This is a genomic window from Pseudoalteromonas sp. S4492, assembly GCF_005886115.1.
Lineage (GTDB): Bacteria > Pseudomonadota > Gammaproteobacteria > Enterobacterales > Alteromonadaceae > Pseudoalteromonas > Pseudoalteromonas gelatinilytica.
The window spans coordinates 1-18,386 of the sequence record NZ_PNCP01000041.1 but is presented as its reverse complement, the minus strand read 5'-3'; the positions used below and the strand labels follow the sequence as shown (position 1 = coordinate 18,386).

Here is an 18,386-nt window from a genome sequence, read left to right as displayed (position 1 = left end):
AGAGTATTAGAAAAAGTATGAATTTAAAAAAATTATTTGCATCTGCATTATTAACAGTTGGCCTTTGCCAAAGCGTTTTCGCAAAACCTGTCGAAATCGACAAAGTCGTTGGTGTAGTTAACCAAGGTGTTATTTTACAAAGTGAAGTAGATACCATAATCAACCGAGTAAAAACTCAAGCTGCAGAGCAAGGTCAAGAATTACCTTCTGATGACACGCTTCGCATTCAAGCAATTGAACGTTTAGTTAACCAAACTCTGATGATGCAACTTGCTGAACGCATGGGCTTAGAAATCTCTGATTCTCAGTTAGACCAAACGCTAGAAAACATGGCGCGCGAGCAAGGTGGTTCAATCGCTGATTTACGCCGTACAATTGAAGCTGCAGGCGAGAGCTACCCAGCATACCGTGAAGAAATTCGTAAAGAGATCACCACGCAACAAGTTATGCGTGCGAACGTTGACCGTCGCATTTATATCAGCCCGCAAGAAATCGATAACCTTTTAAAAATTATGGAAACTCAAGGTAAAAGTGCCGAAGAGTACGATATTGGTCACATCCTGATTGATATTCCAAGTGATGCAACACCGGATGAAATCACCAGTGCTAAAACGCGTGCGGACAAAGTTATCGAATTTTTAAAAGAAGGCAAAGAATTTAAACGTATCGCTATTTCATCTTCTAGTGGTTCAAAAGCACTTGAAGGTGGTCAGCTTGGTTGGATGAGCATTAACGAAATGCCATCACTATTCGCTGAAGCGGTAAAAGGTCATAAAAAAGATGATATCGTTGGCCCGCTTCGCTCTGGCGCTGGTTTCCACATTATTAAAGTACAAGATGTTCGTGGCCGTCAAGTAGTTGAAACTACTGAAGTTCGTTCGCGTCATATCTTAGTTAAACCATCAATTATTTTAAGCGAAGAAAAAGCTCGTGACATGCTTAAAGGCTTTGCAAAAGACCTTCGAGAAGGTAAAGCTGACTTTGCTGAGCTTGCTAAAGAGTACTCTGAAGACCCAGGTTCTGCATTAAAAGGCGGTGAGTACGATTGGACAGACCCAAGTACTTATGTACCAGAGTTCAAAAATACTCTGCTTTCGCTAGAAAAAAATGAAATCAGCGAGCCGTTCAGAACACAGTTTGGTTGGCACATTGTACAGCTACTTGACAAGCGTGTAGCAGATAAAACAGAGCAAGCTAAGCGTAACCGCGCTCACCAACTACTGTTTAATCGTAAATTTAAAGAAGAAAGTTTCAACTGGCAGCAAGAAATGCGTGAGCAAGCACACGTTGACATTTTCCCAACAGAATAAAAATTATGACCATTAGAATTGCAATTACCCCAGGTGAGCCAGCCGGTATTGGCCCTGATTTACTTATCAAGTTAGCGCAGCACCAGTGGGATGCCCAACTGGTGGTGATTGCTGATGGTGCGCTGTTAAAACAGCGCGCCAAGTTGCTTGGCTTAGACATTAACTTAATTGACTTTGATGATAGCCAAACGCCTAGTATTGCGCCTGCTGGCAGTGTTTACTTACACCAAGTAGATTTAGGCACAGACGTTGAAGTAGGTGTACTAAATGACGCCAATGGTCAATATGTACTCGATACATTGCGTATCGCCAGTGAAAAAAATATGGACGGTACCTTTGCCGCAGTTGTTACAGGCCCAGTACATAAAGGAATTATCAACAAAGCAGGTATCTCATTCAGCGGTCACACTGAGTATTTTGCACAGCAATCGAATACTGCTGATGTCGTGATGTTGTTAGCAACCGAAGGCTTGCGCGTAGCACTTGTCACGACGCACATACCGCTTGCTTACGTATCGCGCGCAATCACCGTTGAGCGTTTAAGTAAAGTTGCCACTATTTTAAACCATGACTTGCAAACTAAGTTTGGTATTGAAAAACCACGTATCCTCGTCTGTGGCCTCAATCCACATGCTGGCGAAGATGGTCATTTAGGCACTGAAGAAATTGATACCATAGCGCCAACGTTAGAGCTGTTAAATAACCAAGGCATGAACTTAATTGGACCATTGCCTGCTGATACCCTTTTTCAAGATAAATACCTTTCGCAAGCAGATGCAGTGCTAGCAATGTATCACGATCAGGGATTACCTGTGCTAAAATACAAAGGTTTCGGCAATTCGGTCAACATCACCCTTGGCCTGCCATTTATTCGCACCTCAGTAGACCATGGTACGGCGCTCGATTTAGCCGGCACGGGTACTGCTGATGTAGGTAGTTTTGAATTAGCGATCCGCGAAGCAATTAAGCTCGCCCATGAAAAAGCACAGAATCAATGACAGATAAAGTACATTTAGGACACCGCGCACGTAAGCGTTTTGGTCAAAACTTTTTAAACGATGACATGATCATCGACAAAATCGTCACGGCTATCGATCCTAAACCTGAAGACAATTTAGTAGAAATCGGCCCGGGTCTTGGTGCAATCACTGAGCCAGTCGCTGATTTAAGTGGCCACCTAACTGTTGTTGAGCTAGATAAAGACTTAGCAGAACGTTTAACAAGCCACCCATTCTTAGGGCCAAAATTAACGGTGCATCAAGGCGATGCAATGAAGTTTGATTTTAGCACTCTGATCAAGTCTGACGAAAAATTAAAGATTTTTGGTAACTTACCTTATAACGTATCGACCCCACTGCTATTCCATTTATTTGAGTTCGCAGATAACGTTGAGCATATGCACTTTATGCTACAAAAAGAAGTGGTCAAGCGTATGGTAGCAGGCCCAGGCAGTAAAGCGTTTGGCCGTTTAAGTGTAATGACACAATATTACTGCCACGCAATGCCAGTAATTGATGTGCCACCAGAGTGTTTTAAGCCAGCTCCTAAAGTTGATTCAGCGGTTATTCGCTTGATCCCGAAAAAGCCAGAGCAACGCACAGCTAAAAGCACTAAACTTTTAAATACAGTATGTTTAGAAGCGTTTAATCAACGCCGTAAGACACTGCGTAACAGCTTAGCTAACTTGCTTACAGCTGAAGAGCTAACAGGTATCGGTATAGATATCACTCTTCGTGCAGAAAGCCTGTCTTTACAACAATTTATTGATATAGCTAATTGGATTTATGACAACAAGCAGTAATTTAGGTTCTCCAATTAAGGTGTCGGTTGAGACCTTCTATGTAGAAGGTCAATCAGAGCCTGAACAAGATAAATACGTTTTTGCTTACTCAATCACCATAAAAAACCACAGTTTATGTAGTGCTAAGCTTTTGAGTCGTTACTGGTTAATTACCGATGCCAATGGCAAAGAAGTGGAAGTACAAGGTGAAGGCGTTGTTGGTGAAACACCGACCATTGCCCCTGGTGAAAGTTACAAATACACCAGCGGTGCGGTACTTGATACCCCTGTAGGGACAATGCAAGGCCACTACACCATGCGCAACGAGTTTGGTACTGAATTTGAAGCACCAATCGAGGTGTTTCGTTTAGCCCGTCCAAACATTTTGCACTAGGTAACAATGGCTGACTACGCAATTGGTGACTTACAGGGCTGTTATAGTGAATTTGATACGCTTTTAAAACGTGTCGATTTTAACCCAAGCCAAGATCATCTCTACTTAGTCGGCGATATTGTCGCTCGAGGCCCTGATTCACTCGCCTGCCTCGAGCACCTTTATACAATGCAAGGCAGTGTCAGTATTACCCTTGGTAATCATGATTTACACCTTATTGCTTGTCATTATCTAAATAAACCAGCAAACCCAAAAGATAAACTTGCTGATGTTTTTGATAGCCCAAAACGCGCTGAATATATTCACTTTTTGCAACAGCAACCATTAGCCTTATGGCTTGAACGCTATGACATGCTCATAAGCCATGCTGGCTTAAACCCTAATTGGTCGATAAAAAAAGCACTAAAGCGTGCTCGCTTTGCAGAGCGTTGCTATCAAGGTGCTGATGCAAGCCATTACTTTGCCAATATGTATGACCCTCATCCATTAGCATGGCAATCAACATTACCTAACGAGGCTAAATTTCGTTATATCGTTAATTACTTCACGCGCATGCGCTTTGTTAATTTGCTTGGTGAACTCGATTTCAGTAACAAAACCAGCATTAGTGAAGATAGCTCAATAATCCCTTGGTTCGAGCATCCGAATATTAGTAAGCTCAAGCAACAGATCACATTTGGTCATTGGGCTGCTTTAGAAGGTAAAGTTAAAGCTAAAAATATTCACGCTCTCGACACCGGCTGTGTATGGGGAGGTGCTATGACACTCATGGAACTCAGCCAAAAAGGCTGTTTTGTCGAAAAATCCCACTCTTTTATCTAAATAAACTGAAAAATAGCTGAACATCTGTTAGATTTATAACAATTAAAGTTAATTTAATTTAAAGCTAATTAAATTTAAATACTTAACTAATTGGCAACCTTGCCGATAAGTGTTGATTAGTACTATTTTCTGGAATTACATATGAACTTGACCGTTAGACAGCGTATTTGGGGTGGCTTTATTGTTATTACGTTACTCCTGCTATTTATTGGTGGTAACTCGTTGATCAGAATTACCAACATTGATCAATCAACGCAGCGAGTTAATCAGCTGTCATTACCGGCTCTCGATAAAAGTTATGAGTTGCAGGTTGAATTCATTTTGATGAGTAAATCGGCACAAGCCAGCTTTTACACCACATCACAAGATGAGTTAGCGGCTCTTCGCAAGAATTTTACTGAACAGAAAAAGCGTTACGATAGCTCTTACCAAGAGCTACAGCAGATAGTGAGTAACGATCCTAAACTGAAACAAAGCAGCCAAGAAGTTGAACAAACTTATAAACGTTTTGCTAAATCTGTTGATAACCTTTTCGCAGATAAACAAACTCAGCTAGAACTGAATAAAACGCTACGCACGCAGCTTGAAAGTATCGAGATCAGCGCCGAAGATGCTAACTCAGTTGTGCTAGATATCATTGATATTGATGGCCTTGAAGAAAACCACTCACGTGCTTATCAAGCTGCCAACAACATGGAAAACAACTTCCAGTCAGTCGTCACTAATAGTACTGATATGTTAACGGTTAAAACCCTTAACACGTTAGATATTGTTAAAAACGAGCAAGTTTACTATTTGGAAGAAGTTGAACGAAGCCTTGGCCTTATTCGCCCAGCTATCATTGATAATAATGCTGACTTATATAATGACCTAAATGGTTATTTTGAAAGCCTTGCCAATAACGTGCGCGGCAACAACAGTTTATCTGCAAATAAAAAACGCCTAATTGATGCAATTGCACAAACTGAATCTGAACTAGCCAATGCAGAAAAATCAACGACCGAAGCCCTGAAACAACTTAAAGAGCTGGTTGATCAAGCAACTGTCCTTGCCTTTGACTTACAGCAAGATGTAAGCGGTAATGTATCAACGGCGACTATTTGGACTTGGATTGCCATGGTTATCGCGACTTTAATTGCTATTGCAGTAGCAGCGATTACAGTTAACCGTATTACTAAACCTCTATCTGAAGTTAATCGAATTCTTGATATTGTTGCTAGTGGTGACATGACTCAACGCCTAGATGATTCAGCTAAAGATGAGTTTGGTGAGTTATCACGAAGCTGTAATACACTCATCGAAAGTTTGCGTACGCTTATTCAAGGTATTATTTCTCGCTCTACACAGCTTGCTGCGGCTTCTGAGGAAACTTCAGCAATCACTGAAGAGTCAAGCCAGGCGATTCGTAATCAACAAGCACAAGTTGAACAAGCTGCAACTGCAACCACTGAAATGAGCAGTACATCACAAGCGGTAAGCAGCAGTGCTCAACAAGCGCTGAGTGAAATTAAAAACGCGGATAAAGAAGCAGACCGTGTTAAAGGTATTTCTTCACAAAATAAAGCAACCATTGAACAACTTGCCCGTGAAGTTGATGATGCATCACAAGTTATCAATCAACTACACAAAGACAGCGCATCAATTGGCGGTATCTTAGATGTTATTCGTGGCATTGCAGAGCAAACTAACCTACTTGCGCTTAATGCTGCAATTGAAGCTGCACGTGCTGGCGAACAAGGCCGAGGCTTCGCTGTTGTAGCTGACGAGGTTCGCTCTTTAGCAAGCAAGACTCAAGAGTCGACCCAAGAGATCCAAGCTATGATTGAATCACTTCAGGTTGGCGCTGAGGCTGCTGTATCGGCGATGTCGAAAGGTAAGCAACAAGCTGAGTCGTGTGTTGAGCAGTCAGACCTTGCCAACACAGCCCTTGATTCAATCACTGCAGCCGTTGCACAAGCTCATAATGTAAGTGAAGAGATCTCAACAGCCGCTCACGAACAGCAACAAGTATCACAAGAAATTAGCGAACGCTTAGAGTCGATTGTGGCAATTGCAGAGCAAACAGCTGAGGGCGCAAACCAAACCAATATTTCAAGTTCAGAAGTTGCTAAGTTAGCAGAAGAACTACGTTTATCGGTCGATGCGTTTAAAGTTTAAGAAGCTGTAAACGAGTTACGAGTTACGAGTTACGAGTTACGAGTTACGAGTTACGAGTTACGAGTTACGAGTTACGAGTTACGAGTTACGAGTTAACAAAGATAGAAGCCGTGTTTGTGAAAAAAAACACGGCTTTTTTGTATGTATTCATATCAATTCGCCTATCTTGTGAGCTGACTACACTTAATATTAGCCTGCCTCCCCTCCCAAATAGGCGCATTTTTTAATAGCAAATAATTACGTATTACAGCGAGTAGGAATTAATTTAGCGAAGCGTTTTTCAGGCATAAAAAAACCGCAACGAGTGCGGTTTCTTAAATTCTATTGGCTTTTAAATTAAAGACCTGCGCGGTCTTTAATAACAGCGATTAGTGGTGAACCACCGTGGCCGTTTGCTTCAGCCCATGCGATGTCTGCACCGTCTTCTAAAGAACTTTTAGATAGGTTCTTAACGATGTATTCACCTGTATCTGCTGCGCCGCTTTCGATTGCATGACGAAGCATGTTATTACCATTACACTGTACAGCATCAAAGATGTTACGGATTTTAACACGTGAGCTCTTAAGCTTATCACGTAAACGGTTTTTATCATCTGCTGCAATATACTCACAGATTGAAACCGCTAATTGATCATCAGCTTTTGCTGGTGCTGTATACGCAACTGACGCTGAAACAACAGCCGCTGCAAGTAACATATTTGGTAACTTCATCATATTTTGCCCTTATGTAATACTTTCTTCTTACCAAGATTGTGTAATATTGTACCAACTAATTAATTTTACCGCAATAATGTTACGAATTTTTGTACAGGGTTACAAACGTATACGAGTAAGGGTTTTTGTTATCAGGCTGATGCTGTTCTTGCTCGACAACTGTCCAATTAGCAACACTTTCGTAATCTGGGAACTGCGTATCACCGCTTACTTCAAGATCGATGAATGTTAAGTATAGTCGATCTGCCAGAGATAGAAATTGTTCGTAGATATTTCCGCCACCTATAATCATAACTTCTTCAACTTCAGCAACCAATGCCAGCGCAGCCTCTGGTGAAGTAACCACCTCAATCCCTTCTGCTGTGTAATCAGCGTTGCGCGTGATAATAATATTTTGACGTCCAGGTAAAGGGCGACCAATGGATTCAAACGTCTTACGGCCCATGATCACAGGCTTTGCCATAGTTACTTTTTTAAAGTGCTGTAGATCGGCGGGTAAATGCCATGGCATCTGGTTGTCTTGGCCTATTACTCGGTTATTTGCCATAGCAGCAATCATTGAAATTTTCACACTAAACCTTAATACTTTTTTCTTATTAATAAAAAAGGAGCGCATGGCTCCTTTTCAGTTTAAAATTTTATCGTTGGTAGATAACTTCTACATCGTAGTCATCATCATCCCAGTCGTCATCCCAATCATCATCATCTTGAGATGTTGCTTTCTGATGGTAAGTATCCCACTTAAATTCAACTTCTTCTTTCTCTTCTTCAGCGAATTTCTCTTTCGGCATACTATCAAGCAGCGCCATAATGTCATGACACAATGCTTGGGTATTTTGCTTGTTTGCAGCAGAAATACGGTAAACATTAACCTCTTCACCTAGCTCTTCGGCAATTTCATTACACAGGGCTTCGGCTTCATCTTCTGGCAATAAGTCGATTTTGTTAAATACTAACCAACGCGGCTTTTCAGCAAGTTTGGGGCTGTACTGGTGTAGCTCGTTAATAATCGCAAAGGCATTATCAACTGGGTTAGTACCATCAACTGGCATAATATCAATAATATGCAGTAATACACGACAACGTTCTAAGTGCTTTAAGAAGCGAATACCCAGACCCGCACCTTCTGAAGCGCCTTCAATCAGACCAGGAATATCTGCAATAACAAATGATTTATTCGCATCAGGGCGTACTACACCAAGGTTAGGAATAAGCGTTGTAAATGGGTAATCAGCCACTTTTGGTTTTGCCGCCGAAACACTACGGATAAATGTTGATTTACCAGCATTAGGTAAACCCAGCAAGCCAACATCAGCAAGTAGCATTAACTCAAGGCGTAAGCTGCGAACTTCACCAGGTGTACCTAGTGTCTTTTGACGTGGTGCACGGTTAGTACTTGATTTAAAACGTGCATTTCCCAAGCCATGGAAACCACCTTTCGCAACTACAATTTTTTGACCATGTTTAGTTAAATCACCTAGTGACTCTTCTGTATCAACGTCAGTGATACGCGTACCTACAGGTACTTTAAGCGTCAAATCAGCGCCCTTTTTACCTGTCATGTTACGGCTTTGGCCATTTGTACCGCGCTCTGCTTTATGAAAACGCTCAAATTGATAGTCAATTAAGGTATTTAAGTTTTCATCGGCTTGTAGATAAACGCTGCCGCCATCGCCGCCATCGCCGCCATCAGGACCGCCGTCTGGTACATATTTTTCACGTCGGAAAGATACGACACCGCTGCCGCCATCACCCGCGTCACAACGAATTTCTACTTCATCTACAAACTTCATGATTACTCACTTTAAGATTGGCTTGTTAATAACTCTATTATATACCTAAGCCCTTCTGATTGCAGGCTTAGCTTAGGTATATATTTATGCGCATTAGTATGCGCCTCAAAACAAAAAACCCCGCAAAGGCGGGGTTTTTCAAATATCGAGATGATTACTCAGCTACGATATTTACGTATTTACGGTTTAAAGGACCTTTCTGTTCGAATTGAACTTTACCATCTGCTTTTGCGAAGATAGTGTGGTCTTTACCGATACCTACGTTTGCACCAGCGTGGAACTTAGTACCACGTTGACGAACAATGATGCTACCCGCTAGAACTGATTCGCCACCAAAACGCTTAACACCTAGGCGTTTGCTTTCTGAATCGCGACCGTTACGAGTACTACCAGCTGCTTTTTTATGTGCCATTTCTCAGTACCTCTAAATTAAGCGCTAATGCCAGTGATTTTAACTTCAGTGAACCATTGACGATGGCCCATTTGCTTACGAGAATGCTTACGACGTCTAAATTTAACGATCTTAACTTTCTCACCGCGACCGTGTGAAACAACCTCAGCTGTTACTTTACCACCGTTTACGAACGGTACACCGATCTCGATTTTCTCACCATCAGCAACTAAAAGTACTGAATCAAATTCAACTGCTGCACCAGTTTCAACGTCTAATTTCTCAAGACGAATTGTTTGACCTTCAGTCACACGGTGCTGTTTACCACCACTTTGGAAAACCGCGTACATAATTAACTCCGTCTGTGCGCCCTCAAATCGACGCAACTAAAATATTCTTCAATAGGGCGCGAAGTTTACGCTAATGTGCAAAAACTAGCAAGCCTCTTTTTCGATAAAATGAATAAAAAATAGCTGCATTGAGAGCAATTCAATATTTTCCCCTATTCTATCCTAAAAACACCACATGCCAAGCGGTTTTTACGATCTCATGACAATTAAATTACGCCAATAATACAGACTTTGTGAATTCAAAAAGCTGATCACTTATTAATCAAGGTTATAAATTTATGTCAGCAAAATTGATCTGAAATAAAAAACTTTACAGTGTTTTTTTAATGAATCATCACAAAATATCGAGCAAGCGCTTTTTTTGTTGTACAATCAGCCCCGTATACCCATAAATATTGGCTCGGAGATCAATGGATATAAAAGCTATCCAGACGTTAATCGAAAATGAAATGGATGACGTCAATCAACTTATACACGCCCAAATGCGCTCAGATGTCGCATTGGTTAACCAACTCGGTTTATACATAGTAAACAGCGGTGGTAAGCGCGTTCGACCTATGTTGGCCATTTTAGCGGCAAAAGCACTCGGTTATGAGGGCAAAGACCATATTACGCTTGCTACTATCATCGAGTTTATTCATACCGCGACCTTATTGCATGACGACGTTGTCGACGAGTCACATTTACGCCGTGGTACACCAACAGCCAATGCTGAATTTGGTAATGCAGCGAGCGTTTTGGTGGGTGACTTTATCTATACACGTTCATTTCAGTTGATGGTTGGCCTAGGTAAAATGCCAATTATGCAAATTCTAGCTGATGCAACGAATGTCATCGCTGAAGGCGAAGTATTACAGCTAATGAACTGTAATGACCCAGACACGACAGAACAAAGCTACATGCAGGTTATTTACAGCAAAACGGCAAAATTGTTCGAAGCTGCAACTGGCCTTGCTGCAATTATTACCGAGCAAGATGAGCAAACCCTTGAAGCATTAAACTTATACGGTATGCATCTTGGCACGGCATTTCAATTAGTGGATGATGTACTTGATTACAACGCCGATGCTGAGCAACTTGGTAAAAACATTGGCGATGATTTAGCTGAAGGTAAACCTACCCTACCGCTTATCTACGCAATGCAAAAAGGCACCCCAGAGCAAGTGAAGCTAATTAGAGACGCTATTGAGCTTGGCAATGGTATGGATCACTTAGAGAGCATTCTAGCAGCATTAGCTGATACTAAAGCGCTTGAGTTTGCAATGCAAAAAGCTGAGCAAGAAGCTGACAAAGCGATTGCTTGCATTGCTTTCTTACCAGACACACCGTACAAACAAGCATTAGAGAGTTTGGCACGCATCGCCGTTGCCCGCGATCATTAAACGCTATTTATTCGAGCCATTAAAAAAGCCTGCATATGCAGGCTTTTTTGTTTTCGGCGATTTAAAAAACCGCCTATCATCTGTCGGAATTAACCGTTGATGAAATCAACACCTTCTTGGATGTCTTTGTTAAGAGTAGCTAGCATGTCGTTTTTAGCTTGCTCTTCGAATGCACTTAACTCACCGTAAGAAAGGATTTCTTCAACGCCGTTTTTACCTAAACGAACTGGGTGTGCGAAGTAGGCTGCATCACCGTTTTCAACTGCAACGTATGCGTAATCAACAACTTCTTCACCTTGTAAGCCTTTAACTAAAGACATACAGAAGCGTGCTGCTGCAGCACCCATTGAAAGAGTCGCTGAACCGCCACCCGCTTTAGCGTTAACAACTTCAGTACCTGCGTTTTGGATACGTGGAGTTAATGCTGCAACTTCTTCGTCAGTGAAAGTAACACCTTCAACTTGAGAAAGAAGAGGAAGGATTGTAGTACCTGAGTGACCACCGATCACTGGAACTTTAACGTCAGTTGCGCTTAAACCTTTAAGTTCAGCAACAAATGCTTCTGAACGGATCACGTCAAGTGTTGTGATACCGAATACACGGCCTGCATCGTAAGTACCTGCTTTTTTGAATACTTCAGCAACGATTGGCACAGTGCCGTTAACTGGGTTAGTGATGATACCCACTAACGCTTTAGGACAGTTTCTAACGATGCCTTCAGCTAATGTTTTGATGATACCTGCGTTTACGTTGAAAAGGTCCGCACGGTCCATGCCTGGCTTACGTGGCATACCCGCTGGGATAAGAACGATATCACAACCAGCTAATGCTGCGTCTAGGCTGTCAGCACCAAAGCCTTCAACTTTAACGTCTGTTGGAATGTGAGAAAGATCAACCGCTACACCAGGAACAACAGGGGCAACATCGTATAACGATAATTCAGAACCTGCAGGTAAACTTGTTTTTAATAATAAAGACAATGCTTGGCCGATACCGCCAGCTGCGCCTAAAACAGCAACTTTCATTGGAATTCTCCGTAATTTGAGGTAGGAAATATTTGTGGCCCTAAAGATAATGAAATTAGCGACTAAAAACAAATTTATCCTGCTTATTTCGCGTATAATTTCGACCATAGTTGTAAACTTGGCTGTAAAGACACAGCATTTTGGACGACTTTGTAAACTAATACTGCATAAATATGCAGAGTTGTGTAGAATTACCCTACATTTTATGAATAAAGAAACGGCAACATGCAACCACAAGACAAACAAGAAGCACTGATCAAAGCGTTTAAAGCGCTATTAAAAGAAGAAAACTTCGGCTCACAAGGTGAGATTGTCGAAGCATTAAAAGAGCAAGGCTTTGATAATATTAGCCAAAGTAAAGTCTCTCGCATGTTAAGCAAGTTCGGTGCGGTACGTACTCGCAATGCAAAACAAGAAATGGTGTATTGTTTACCAGCTGAAATGGGTGTGCCAACAGCGAAAAGCCCGCTTCGCCAACTTGTTATTGATATTATGCATAACGAAATGATGATCATTATTCGCACCAGTCCAGGCGCAGCACAATTAATTGCTCGTTTACTTGATTCACTCGGTAAAGCAGATGGTGTACTAGGTACGATTGCAGGTGACGACACTATTTTTATCGCCCCTGCGAAGATTTCTGAAATCGATGTGACGCTTGAGCGCGTGCGCACTTTATTCGATACCGTTTAAAGCTGCTTTAAGAAGTTTACTGACGGGGCGAAAAACGCAGAACCCATATCGGCTTGAGTAAAATCGAGCCAATGATCATAGCAATCGCCCTGCCCTAAGCGACTCTTTAATACCTGTTCAAACGCATCCCCTTGCGCAGCACACGAAACCATTAAAATTCCCTGCTTATGCACATCACCAAATGGCATGCTTTGGTTTAGCAATAGTGGCTGGCCATGATCATCTTTTAATTCACTACGAACCGCATGACTGGTTTCTACAGCAGGCACAATCAAGGTGTTATCTAAACGCGTGCGCCCCATGATTTGCTCTTGCTCAGATAACGATAAATGCTGCCAGACACTCAAATCATGCACAAAGCGCTGAACATGGATATAACTGCCTTGGTCTTCAAAGTGACCCGGTTTATCGATAAGTGCTGTACTACGCTTTTGGCGACCATGCGGCGTATCACCCGCATAGATAAAGCCGTTAAAATCACGCCCGTCTAAAAATCGAAAATTACGAACCTGCTCCACCAGCTCAACATCCGGTGTTAATAATTTTAGGATTTGCAGAGCAAATAGATGATTGACATCTTCGCGGTCTGAGCGAATTTGTACAAACAAATCAAATGGCTGGGCACTAATCACATGATCACTGTGAGTTACATTCGGAAAGCTTTGCAATTGACTAGGAATAAACTCGGGTAAGATATGCGGCCAATACTGAGCACCAAGGGCAACCACGCACGACAGCATGGCTTCTGAGAACTGATCAGCAAACTCATCTTGAATGACGCTGACGCGTTTTAGTTTTTTACGTAATGACTCATCATGGCCATCGTAAACATTAAAAAACAGGTGCAAACCATGTAAGTTTGCTTCAGCACAAATCCCAGATTGCGCTTGCGCCATAGTGAATCCTTAGCTTCTCGTTATTTGCACAAAGCCAAGGATTCAAGATTGTTATTTATCACTAATCATGAAAAAAATTGACTGTGTGCGGCATTATTTTTATTTTTACAGGCTGCTCAACAGCTAACACGCGATCTTGCTCTGCGGCAACTTCACACTCTTGACCTGCAATATTGATACGGTACACATAACGCGTGCCGATAAAACGTCTTTGCAAGATAGTTAAACTGTTTGCGTCACTGTGCGCAGCTTCACACAACTGAATATGGTGCGGTCTTATATACACTTGACCTTGCTGGCAATTAGTATTGCTTGCCGTCAATGACTGAACCACACCAAACGCCGTTTCGTATTCAGTTGGCGTTAATACTTTTGCCGTTAAGTATATGCCCGTACCAAGAAACTCTGCAACCACCTTTGAGTTAGGTTGACTAAATAACTGCTCCGGAGAGCCCTGTTGGGCGATTTTTCCACCATGCATAACAGCAAGCGTGTCAGCAAATGCGAAAGCTTCTTCCTTTGAGTGGGTAACAAATACCGCAGAAACCTGCTGAGCTTTAATAATGCGGCGTATATCGGCGATAAGCTCAAAACGTACTTGTGTATCAATATTCGAAAATGGCTCATCAAGTAATAATAAACTTGGTTTGTAAGCAAGTGCACGGGCTATTGCCACTCGTTGCTGCTGGCCACCTGAAAGCTGATGCGGGTATCGCTGTGCACAACCATCGAGTTTAACAAGGCTAAGCATTTCATCTACACGCTCTCGCTTTTGTGCTTTGCTCATGTTGCTAAGGCCAAACGCAATGTTGTCGCTCACCGTTAAATGAGGAAATAGCGCATAGTCTTGGAACATCATGCCAATATTACGTTTTTCCGGTGCAACAAATAGCCCACTATCGTTAACCACTTTTGAATCAATACTCATATAGCCTTGCTCAGGCTGTAAAATCCCGGCAATTGCCTTTAAGGTTGTGGTTTTGCCGCAGCCACTTGCGCCAAGCAAACAGACGATTTCATCTTGTTCAACATTGAGGTTTAGTTCACTCAACACCTGAGTCGCATTGTACTGATAAGCTAAGTCTTTAATTATCAAATGACTCATGAGTGATTTTGCTCCATCGAACGATTAACGAAATACAAAGGGATTAACCCAACTAACACGATAAACAAGGCCGAAATTGACGCAAGCTCCAATTGCTCATCACTAACATATTGAAAAACATGGGTGGCCAGCGTTTCAAAATTAAAAGGCCTAAGTAATAAAGCGGCCGGTAATTCTTTCATACACTCAATAAACACTAATAAGCCAGCTGTTAGAATGCCGCGTTTTAATAGCGGTAAATGTACTCGCCAAAGTGTTTGTAAGGGCCCTTTGCCCATTGATTGGCTGGCCATATCAAGTGATGGGCTAATACGTAAAAAACTGCTTTCAAGTGCGCCATGTGCAATCGCATAAAAACGCACAACGTAAGCAAAGATCATCGCAAATAAAGTGCCACTTAAAAGTAACCCCGGTGATAAACCAAAAGGCTCAAGCCAATTATTTAATGCATCATCCAGCTGTGTTAATGGCAGTAATACGGCAATCGCTAACACAGTACCAGGTAAGGCGTAGCCAGTACTTGCTAAACGCCCTGGGAGCAAAGGGTAAGCTTGTTTAGCAATGCGCTGATAAAACAATACCAATAAGCTCAATAGGATAGTTGCAATGCTCACCACAACAGCCACTTTAAAACTTTGCCAAGCGTAATTAAAAAATGCCCCATTCCATGCTTCATCTGCATAGACAATGGCGTATTTAACTAACACCCCAACCGGTAGGATAAAAGCCAATACCAGCACAACTGTACAAGCAAAGCTTGCAGCCCACGCCGCACCGCCTTTTAAGCGATACAAGGTTGCGCTGTTTACGCTTGACTGACGTTCATACACGGCTTGATTGCGACGACTAAAGCGTTCAACCATGATGGTTAAAAACAAAATCAGTAACATGATACCTGAGATTTTCGCCGCAGCAGTTAATGAGTAATAGCCAAGCCATGTATCGTAAACAGCGGTCGTCAGTGTGCTCACAGCAAAGTAGTTAACAGTAGCAAAATCAGCCATAGCTTCCATACTGATCAATGTAACCCCTGCCACAATCGCCCCACGACCAAGAGGCAGACTAACGCGCAAAAAACTCTGTAATGGCGATAAACCCATCAGCTGACTAGCTTGTACTAGTTTAAAAGACTGCTCTCTGAGTGCAGTTTTAAAAATTAGGTATAAGTAAGGATAGAGTACCAAGGCAATCATAAAAATAGCCCCAGTCAATGTACGAATATCAAAAAACCAGTAATCGTCTGGTGATTGCCAACCAAACCAGTCTCTGAGTGCGATCTGTACAGGCCCTGCGTAATCAAGTAAGTCGGTATACACGTAGGCGATAAGATAAGTTGGCATTGCTAAAGGCAGCATTAACGCCCATTCAAATTGCTTACGCCCGGGAAAGTCACAGTATGCAGTTAACCAAGCTAGCGGCAATGCAATTATACAGCTTAACAGCCCTACCCCTGCAATGAGAATTAGCGTATTACGGGTATAATCCCACAGCACCGTATCGAAAAGGTGCTGAAATACATCTGAATCCCCTTGCAGAGATTCAAATAACAAAAAGCCTAATGGCGTAACAAGCAACAGGCCAATAAGCCAGGCTGTAAGCTGCCAACGCGACAGCGAAAACTTCACATGCATAAGTGGATTAATACCAGATAAAATAAAAGCTGTTAAAAAACAGCTTTTATAAAATTGTGTAACGAGGAATGTTCTCGTTATAAATCAAACTTTACTTCATCAATCAGCTTCAGTGCCACAGGGCGATATTTGCTTATCTCATCAAGAGGAAGACTGTCTTCTTTAAACTCACCCCATGATGCAACCATCTCAGATAATGCAACCCCTTGCTTTACAGGGTATTCCATATTCACTGAAGCATACATATTTTGCGCCTTATTGTCGGTCATATACTCAATCAGTTTCAAGGCATTTTCAGGGTTTTTAGCATAACGGGTCATAACAACGCCCGATACATTGATATGAGAACCTCGGTTTGTTTGGTTAGGAAAGTTAATATAAACCGCTTCAGCCCATGATTTTTGCTGCTCATCTTGCATCATTTTACCAAAATAGTAGCTGTTACCTAACGCCAGATCACATAAACCTTCTTTTACTGCTTTGACTTGCGCTCTGTCATTCCCTTGCGGCTTACGTGCTAAATTGGCTTTAACCCCCTCAAGCCATTGCTTAGTTTTTGCTTCGCCATGGTGAGCGACCATAGAAGCAACTAAACCTAAATTGTATGGATGTTTGCCAGAGCGAGTACAGATTTTACCTTTGTATTTTGGGTCCGCTAAATCTTCGTAAGTTAGCTCTGCAAGTGCACCAACGCGCTCTTTTGAAGAGTAAACATTACGTACGCGTTTAGTAAGTGCTATCCACTGACCATCTGCATCGCGAAAGGTGCTTGGCACATTCGCGTTTACCACATCACTATTGATTGACTGCGTTAAACCTAAATCTTCTAGTTGAATAAGTGCACTAAAATTTGAAGTTAATACTAAATCAGCCTTACTGTGTTTACCTTCGCGCTTAACACGCTCAATCAGCCCTTTTTTTGCAAATACCACATTAGTTTTAATGCCTGTTTGCTTGGTGAAATCGTCCAAAATAGGTTGAATTAAGAACGGTTGGCGAAACGAGTAAATATTTACTACATCAGCAGCAAATGCTGGCGCAGTTAAAAATGCGCTAAGTAATACAAAGGCTGTTTTTTTCATTTTATTACACCTAAATAATAACAATTATCAAAATATTTTACCTAGAGTTAGGGCAAAGTGCACCCGTTTAAACTCATAAATAAACTAACCAAGCTGCCATTTGGGAATTTACATGTAAGAAATATCTCACCCGCATGGCAGTTATTGAGTAAAAAGCACCAGCAAACACTGCACAAAAACCCATAACCAGCTGAAATAAAACAACTTAGTTTAAATGACAATAAAATAACCAGCAGTTTAAACAAGATTTTGACCTACTCAGCGCTTCCTATTTCTCTATAATTACTTACATCAACTAAGCAAGAAGCTTAATGAGTAGATGGATAAGGAAGCATTACTCATAAAACCGCGGAATAAGGTTCATTAGGAGAATAAGGAATCAAGGACAGGCTCAGGAAGAGTAACGCAATGGAGTGACAACCTACGGACAACATCAGGATGATGTGGAATGGCATAACAGCAGGACGTTGTTATACAGGAAGTTCAAAAAGTGGAATAAAGGACAGGCCGTTAGGGCATCGCAATGGATTTGCAAGTAAAGGGATAGTGTTAGGATGGCACGTAAGGGAATGGTAAAGTAATTACCAGCAAGGATGTAAAGGACTAAAAAGGAAACAAGGCTGGATTGCCTTATATTGCACAGAACCAATAAGTAAAGTGTAATCGCATGGATTGGCAAAGTTTAGGGAGTTGATTAGATTCAATTGCAGGATGCAAAAAATTAAGAAGATTCCGCAAGCGCGACTAGTGATAGTACGCGCTTTTCTTTTGCCTACAATTTAGTAAAGAGTTATACCAATTCGCTTAATTAAGTGGTCTATTTTGAGGCAATAAAACCTCGTCGATAACAAGGCAAAAATT

General features: G+C 41.7%; 18 protein-coding genes. 8 read left to right on the top strand and 10 right to left on the bottom strand.

The annotated features are described in order from the left end of the window. Nucleotides 1-17: 17 nt before the first annotated feature. From surA to CWC28_RS13660, 6 genes are all read left to right on the top strand, one after another. Nucleotides 18-1,310, top strand: coding sequence for a peptidylprolyl isomerase SurA (gene surA / locus CWC28_RS13685; RefSeq protein ID WP_063702976.1), 1,293 nt, complete (start codon nucleotides 18-20; stop codon nucleotides 1,308-1,310). A 5-nt stretch (nucleotides 1,311-1,315) separates the two neighbouring features. Next, nucleotides 1,316-2,308 carry a 4-hydroxythreonine-4-phosphate dehydrogenase PdxA gene (gene pdxA, locus CWC28_RS13680; protein WP_063702974.1) on the top strand — a complete coding sequence of 331 codons (993 nt, stop codon included), beginning with the start codon at nucleotides 1,316-1,318 and terminating at the stop codon, nucleotides 2,306-2,308. Continuing rightward, nucleotides 2,305-3,111: a 16S rRNA (adenine(1518)-N(6)/adenine(1519)-N(6))-dimethyltransferase RsmA gene (rsmA, locus tag CWC28_RS13675; protein WP_063702973.1), complete on the top strand. Its 807-nt coding sequence runs from the start codon at nucleotides 2,305-2,307 to the stop codon at nucleotides 3,109-3,111. Before pdxA ends, rsmA begins: the two co-directional genes overlap by 4 nt. Continuing rightward, nucleotides 3,095-3,484 carry a Co2+/Mg2+ efflux facilitator ApaG/CorD gene (gene apaG / locus CWC28_RS13670; protein ID WP_054550996.1) on the top strand — a complete coding sequence of 130 codons (390 nt, stop codon included), beginning with the start codon at nucleotides 3,095-3,097 and terminating at the stop codon, nucleotides 3,482-3,484. Before rsmA ends, apaG begins: the two co-directional genes overlap by 17 nt. A gap of 6 nt (nucleotides 3,485-3,490) precedes the next feature. Beyond that, a complete protein-coding gene (locus tag CWC28_RS13665) occupies nucleotides 3,491-4,306 on the top strand; it encodes a symmetrical bis(5'-nucleosyl)-tetraphosphatase (RefSeq protein WP_063702971.1) in 816 nt (271 codons plus the stop codon). 141 nt (nucleotides 4,307-4,447) lie between these two features. Beyond that, nucleotides 4,448-6,463, top strand: coding sequence for a methyl-accepting chemotaxis protein (locus tag CWC28_RS13660; protein ID WP_063702969.1), 2,016 nt, complete (start codon nucleotides 4,448-4,450; stop codon nucleotides 6,461-6,463). A gap of 336 nt (nucleotides 6,464-6,799) precedes the next feature. Here CWC28_RS13660 and CWC28_RS13650 read toward each other — a convergent pair whose 3' ends face one another. From CWC28_RS13650 to rplU, 5 genes are all read right to left on the bottom strand, one after another. Beyond that, nucleotides 6,800-7,177, bottom strand: a complete 378-nt coding sequence (locus tag CWC28_RS13650; protein WP_063702967.1) for a DUF3718 domain-containing protein — start codon at nucleotides 7,175-7,177, stop codon at nucleotides 6,800-6,802. A gap of 79 nt (nucleotides 7,178-7,256) precedes the next feature. Continuing rightward, on the bottom strand, nucleotides 7,257-7,736 hold the full coding sequence (folA, locus tag CWC28_RS13645) for a type 3 dihydrofolate reductase (protein WP_082874031.1): 480 nt from the start codon (nucleotides 7,734-7,736) through the stop codon (nucleotides 7,257-7,259). Between the two features lie 79 nt (nucleotides 7,737-7,815). Beyond that, nucleotides 7,816-8,970, bottom strand: a complete 1,155-nt coding sequence (gene cgtA, locus CWC28_RS13640; RefSeq protein ID WP_063702966.1) for an Obg family GTPase CgtA — start codon at nucleotides 8,968-8,970, stop codon at nucleotides 7,816-7,818. A gap of 154 nt (nucleotides 8,971-9,124) precedes the next feature. Continuing rightward, a complete protein-coding gene (gene rpmA, locus CWC28_RS13635; protein WP_036965960.1) occupies nucleotides 9,125-9,382 on the bottom strand; it encodes a 50S ribosomal protein L27 in 258 nt (85 codons plus the stop codon). 17 nt (nucleotides 9,383-9,399) lie between these two features. After that, a complete protein-coding gene (gene rplU / locus CWC28_RS13630; protein ID WP_036965957.1) occupies nucleotides 9,400-9,711 on the bottom strand; it encodes a 50S ribosomal protein L21 in 312 nt (103 codons plus the stop codon). A gap of 410 nt (nucleotides 9,712-10,121) precedes the next feature. Between rplU and ispB the strand changes: the two genes are divergently transcribed. Continuing rightward, nucleotides 10,122-11,093, top strand: coding sequence for an octaprenyl diphosphate synthase (ispB, locus tag CWC28_RS13625; RefSeq protein WP_063702963.1), 972 nt, complete (start codon nucleotides 10,122-10,124; stop codon nucleotides 11,091-11,093). Between the two features lie 89 nt (nucleotides 11,094-11,182). Here ispB and mdh read toward each other — a convergent pair whose 3' ends face one another. Then, nucleotides 11,183-12,118, bottom strand: a complete 936-nt coding sequence (mdh, locus tag CWC28_RS13620) for a malate dehydrogenase (RefSeq protein WP_063702960.1) — start codon at nucleotides 12,116-12,118, stop codon at nucleotides 11,183-11,185. Between the two features lie 225 nt (nucleotides 12,119-12,343). Here mdh and argR point away from each other — a divergent pair, with 225 nt between their 5' ends. After that, nucleotides 12,344-12,811 carry a transcriptional regulator ArgR gene (argR, locus tag CWC28_RS13610; protein ID WP_063702957.1) on the top strand — a complete coding sequence of 156 codons (468 nt, stop codon included), beginning with the start codon at nucleotides 12,344-12,346 and terminating at the stop codon, nucleotides 12,809-12,811. Here argR and CWC28_RS13605 read toward each other — a convergent pair. From CWC28_RS13605 to CWC28_RS13590, 4 genes are all read right to left on the bottom strand, one after another. Then, complete coding sequence (locus CWC28_RS13605; RefSeq protein ID WP_063702955.1) at nucleotides 12,808-13,707, bottom strand: Dyp-type peroxidase; 900 nt, start codon at nucleotides 13,705-13,707, stop codon at nucleotides 12,808-12,810. The two genes, argR and CWC28_RS13605, sit on opposite strands and share 4 nt — an antisense overlap. A 61-nt stretch (nucleotides 13,708-13,768) precedes the next feature. Further along, a complete protein-coding gene (locus CWC28_RS13600) occupies nucleotides 13,769-14,812 on the bottom strand; it encodes an ABC transporter ATP-binding protein (protein ID WP_063702952.1) in 1,044 nt (347 codons plus the stop codon). Next, nucleotides 14,809-16,443 (bottom strand): ABC transporter permease, encoded by a 1,635-nt coding sequence (locus CWC28_RS13595; protein WP_063702950.1) that lies wholly within the window; start codon nucleotides 16,441-16,443, stop codon nucleotides 14,809-14,811. Before CWC28_RS13595 ends, CWC28_RS13600 begins: the two co-directional genes overlap by 4 nt. Nucleotides 16,444-16,520: 77 nt before the next feature. Then, a complete protein-coding gene (locus CWC28_RS13590; RefSeq protein ID WP_063702948.1) occupies nucleotides 16,521-17,525 on the bottom strand; it encodes a Fe(3+) ABC transporter substrate-binding protein in 1,005 nt (334 codons plus the stop codon). Nucleotides 17,526-18,386: the final 861 nt, after the last annotated feature.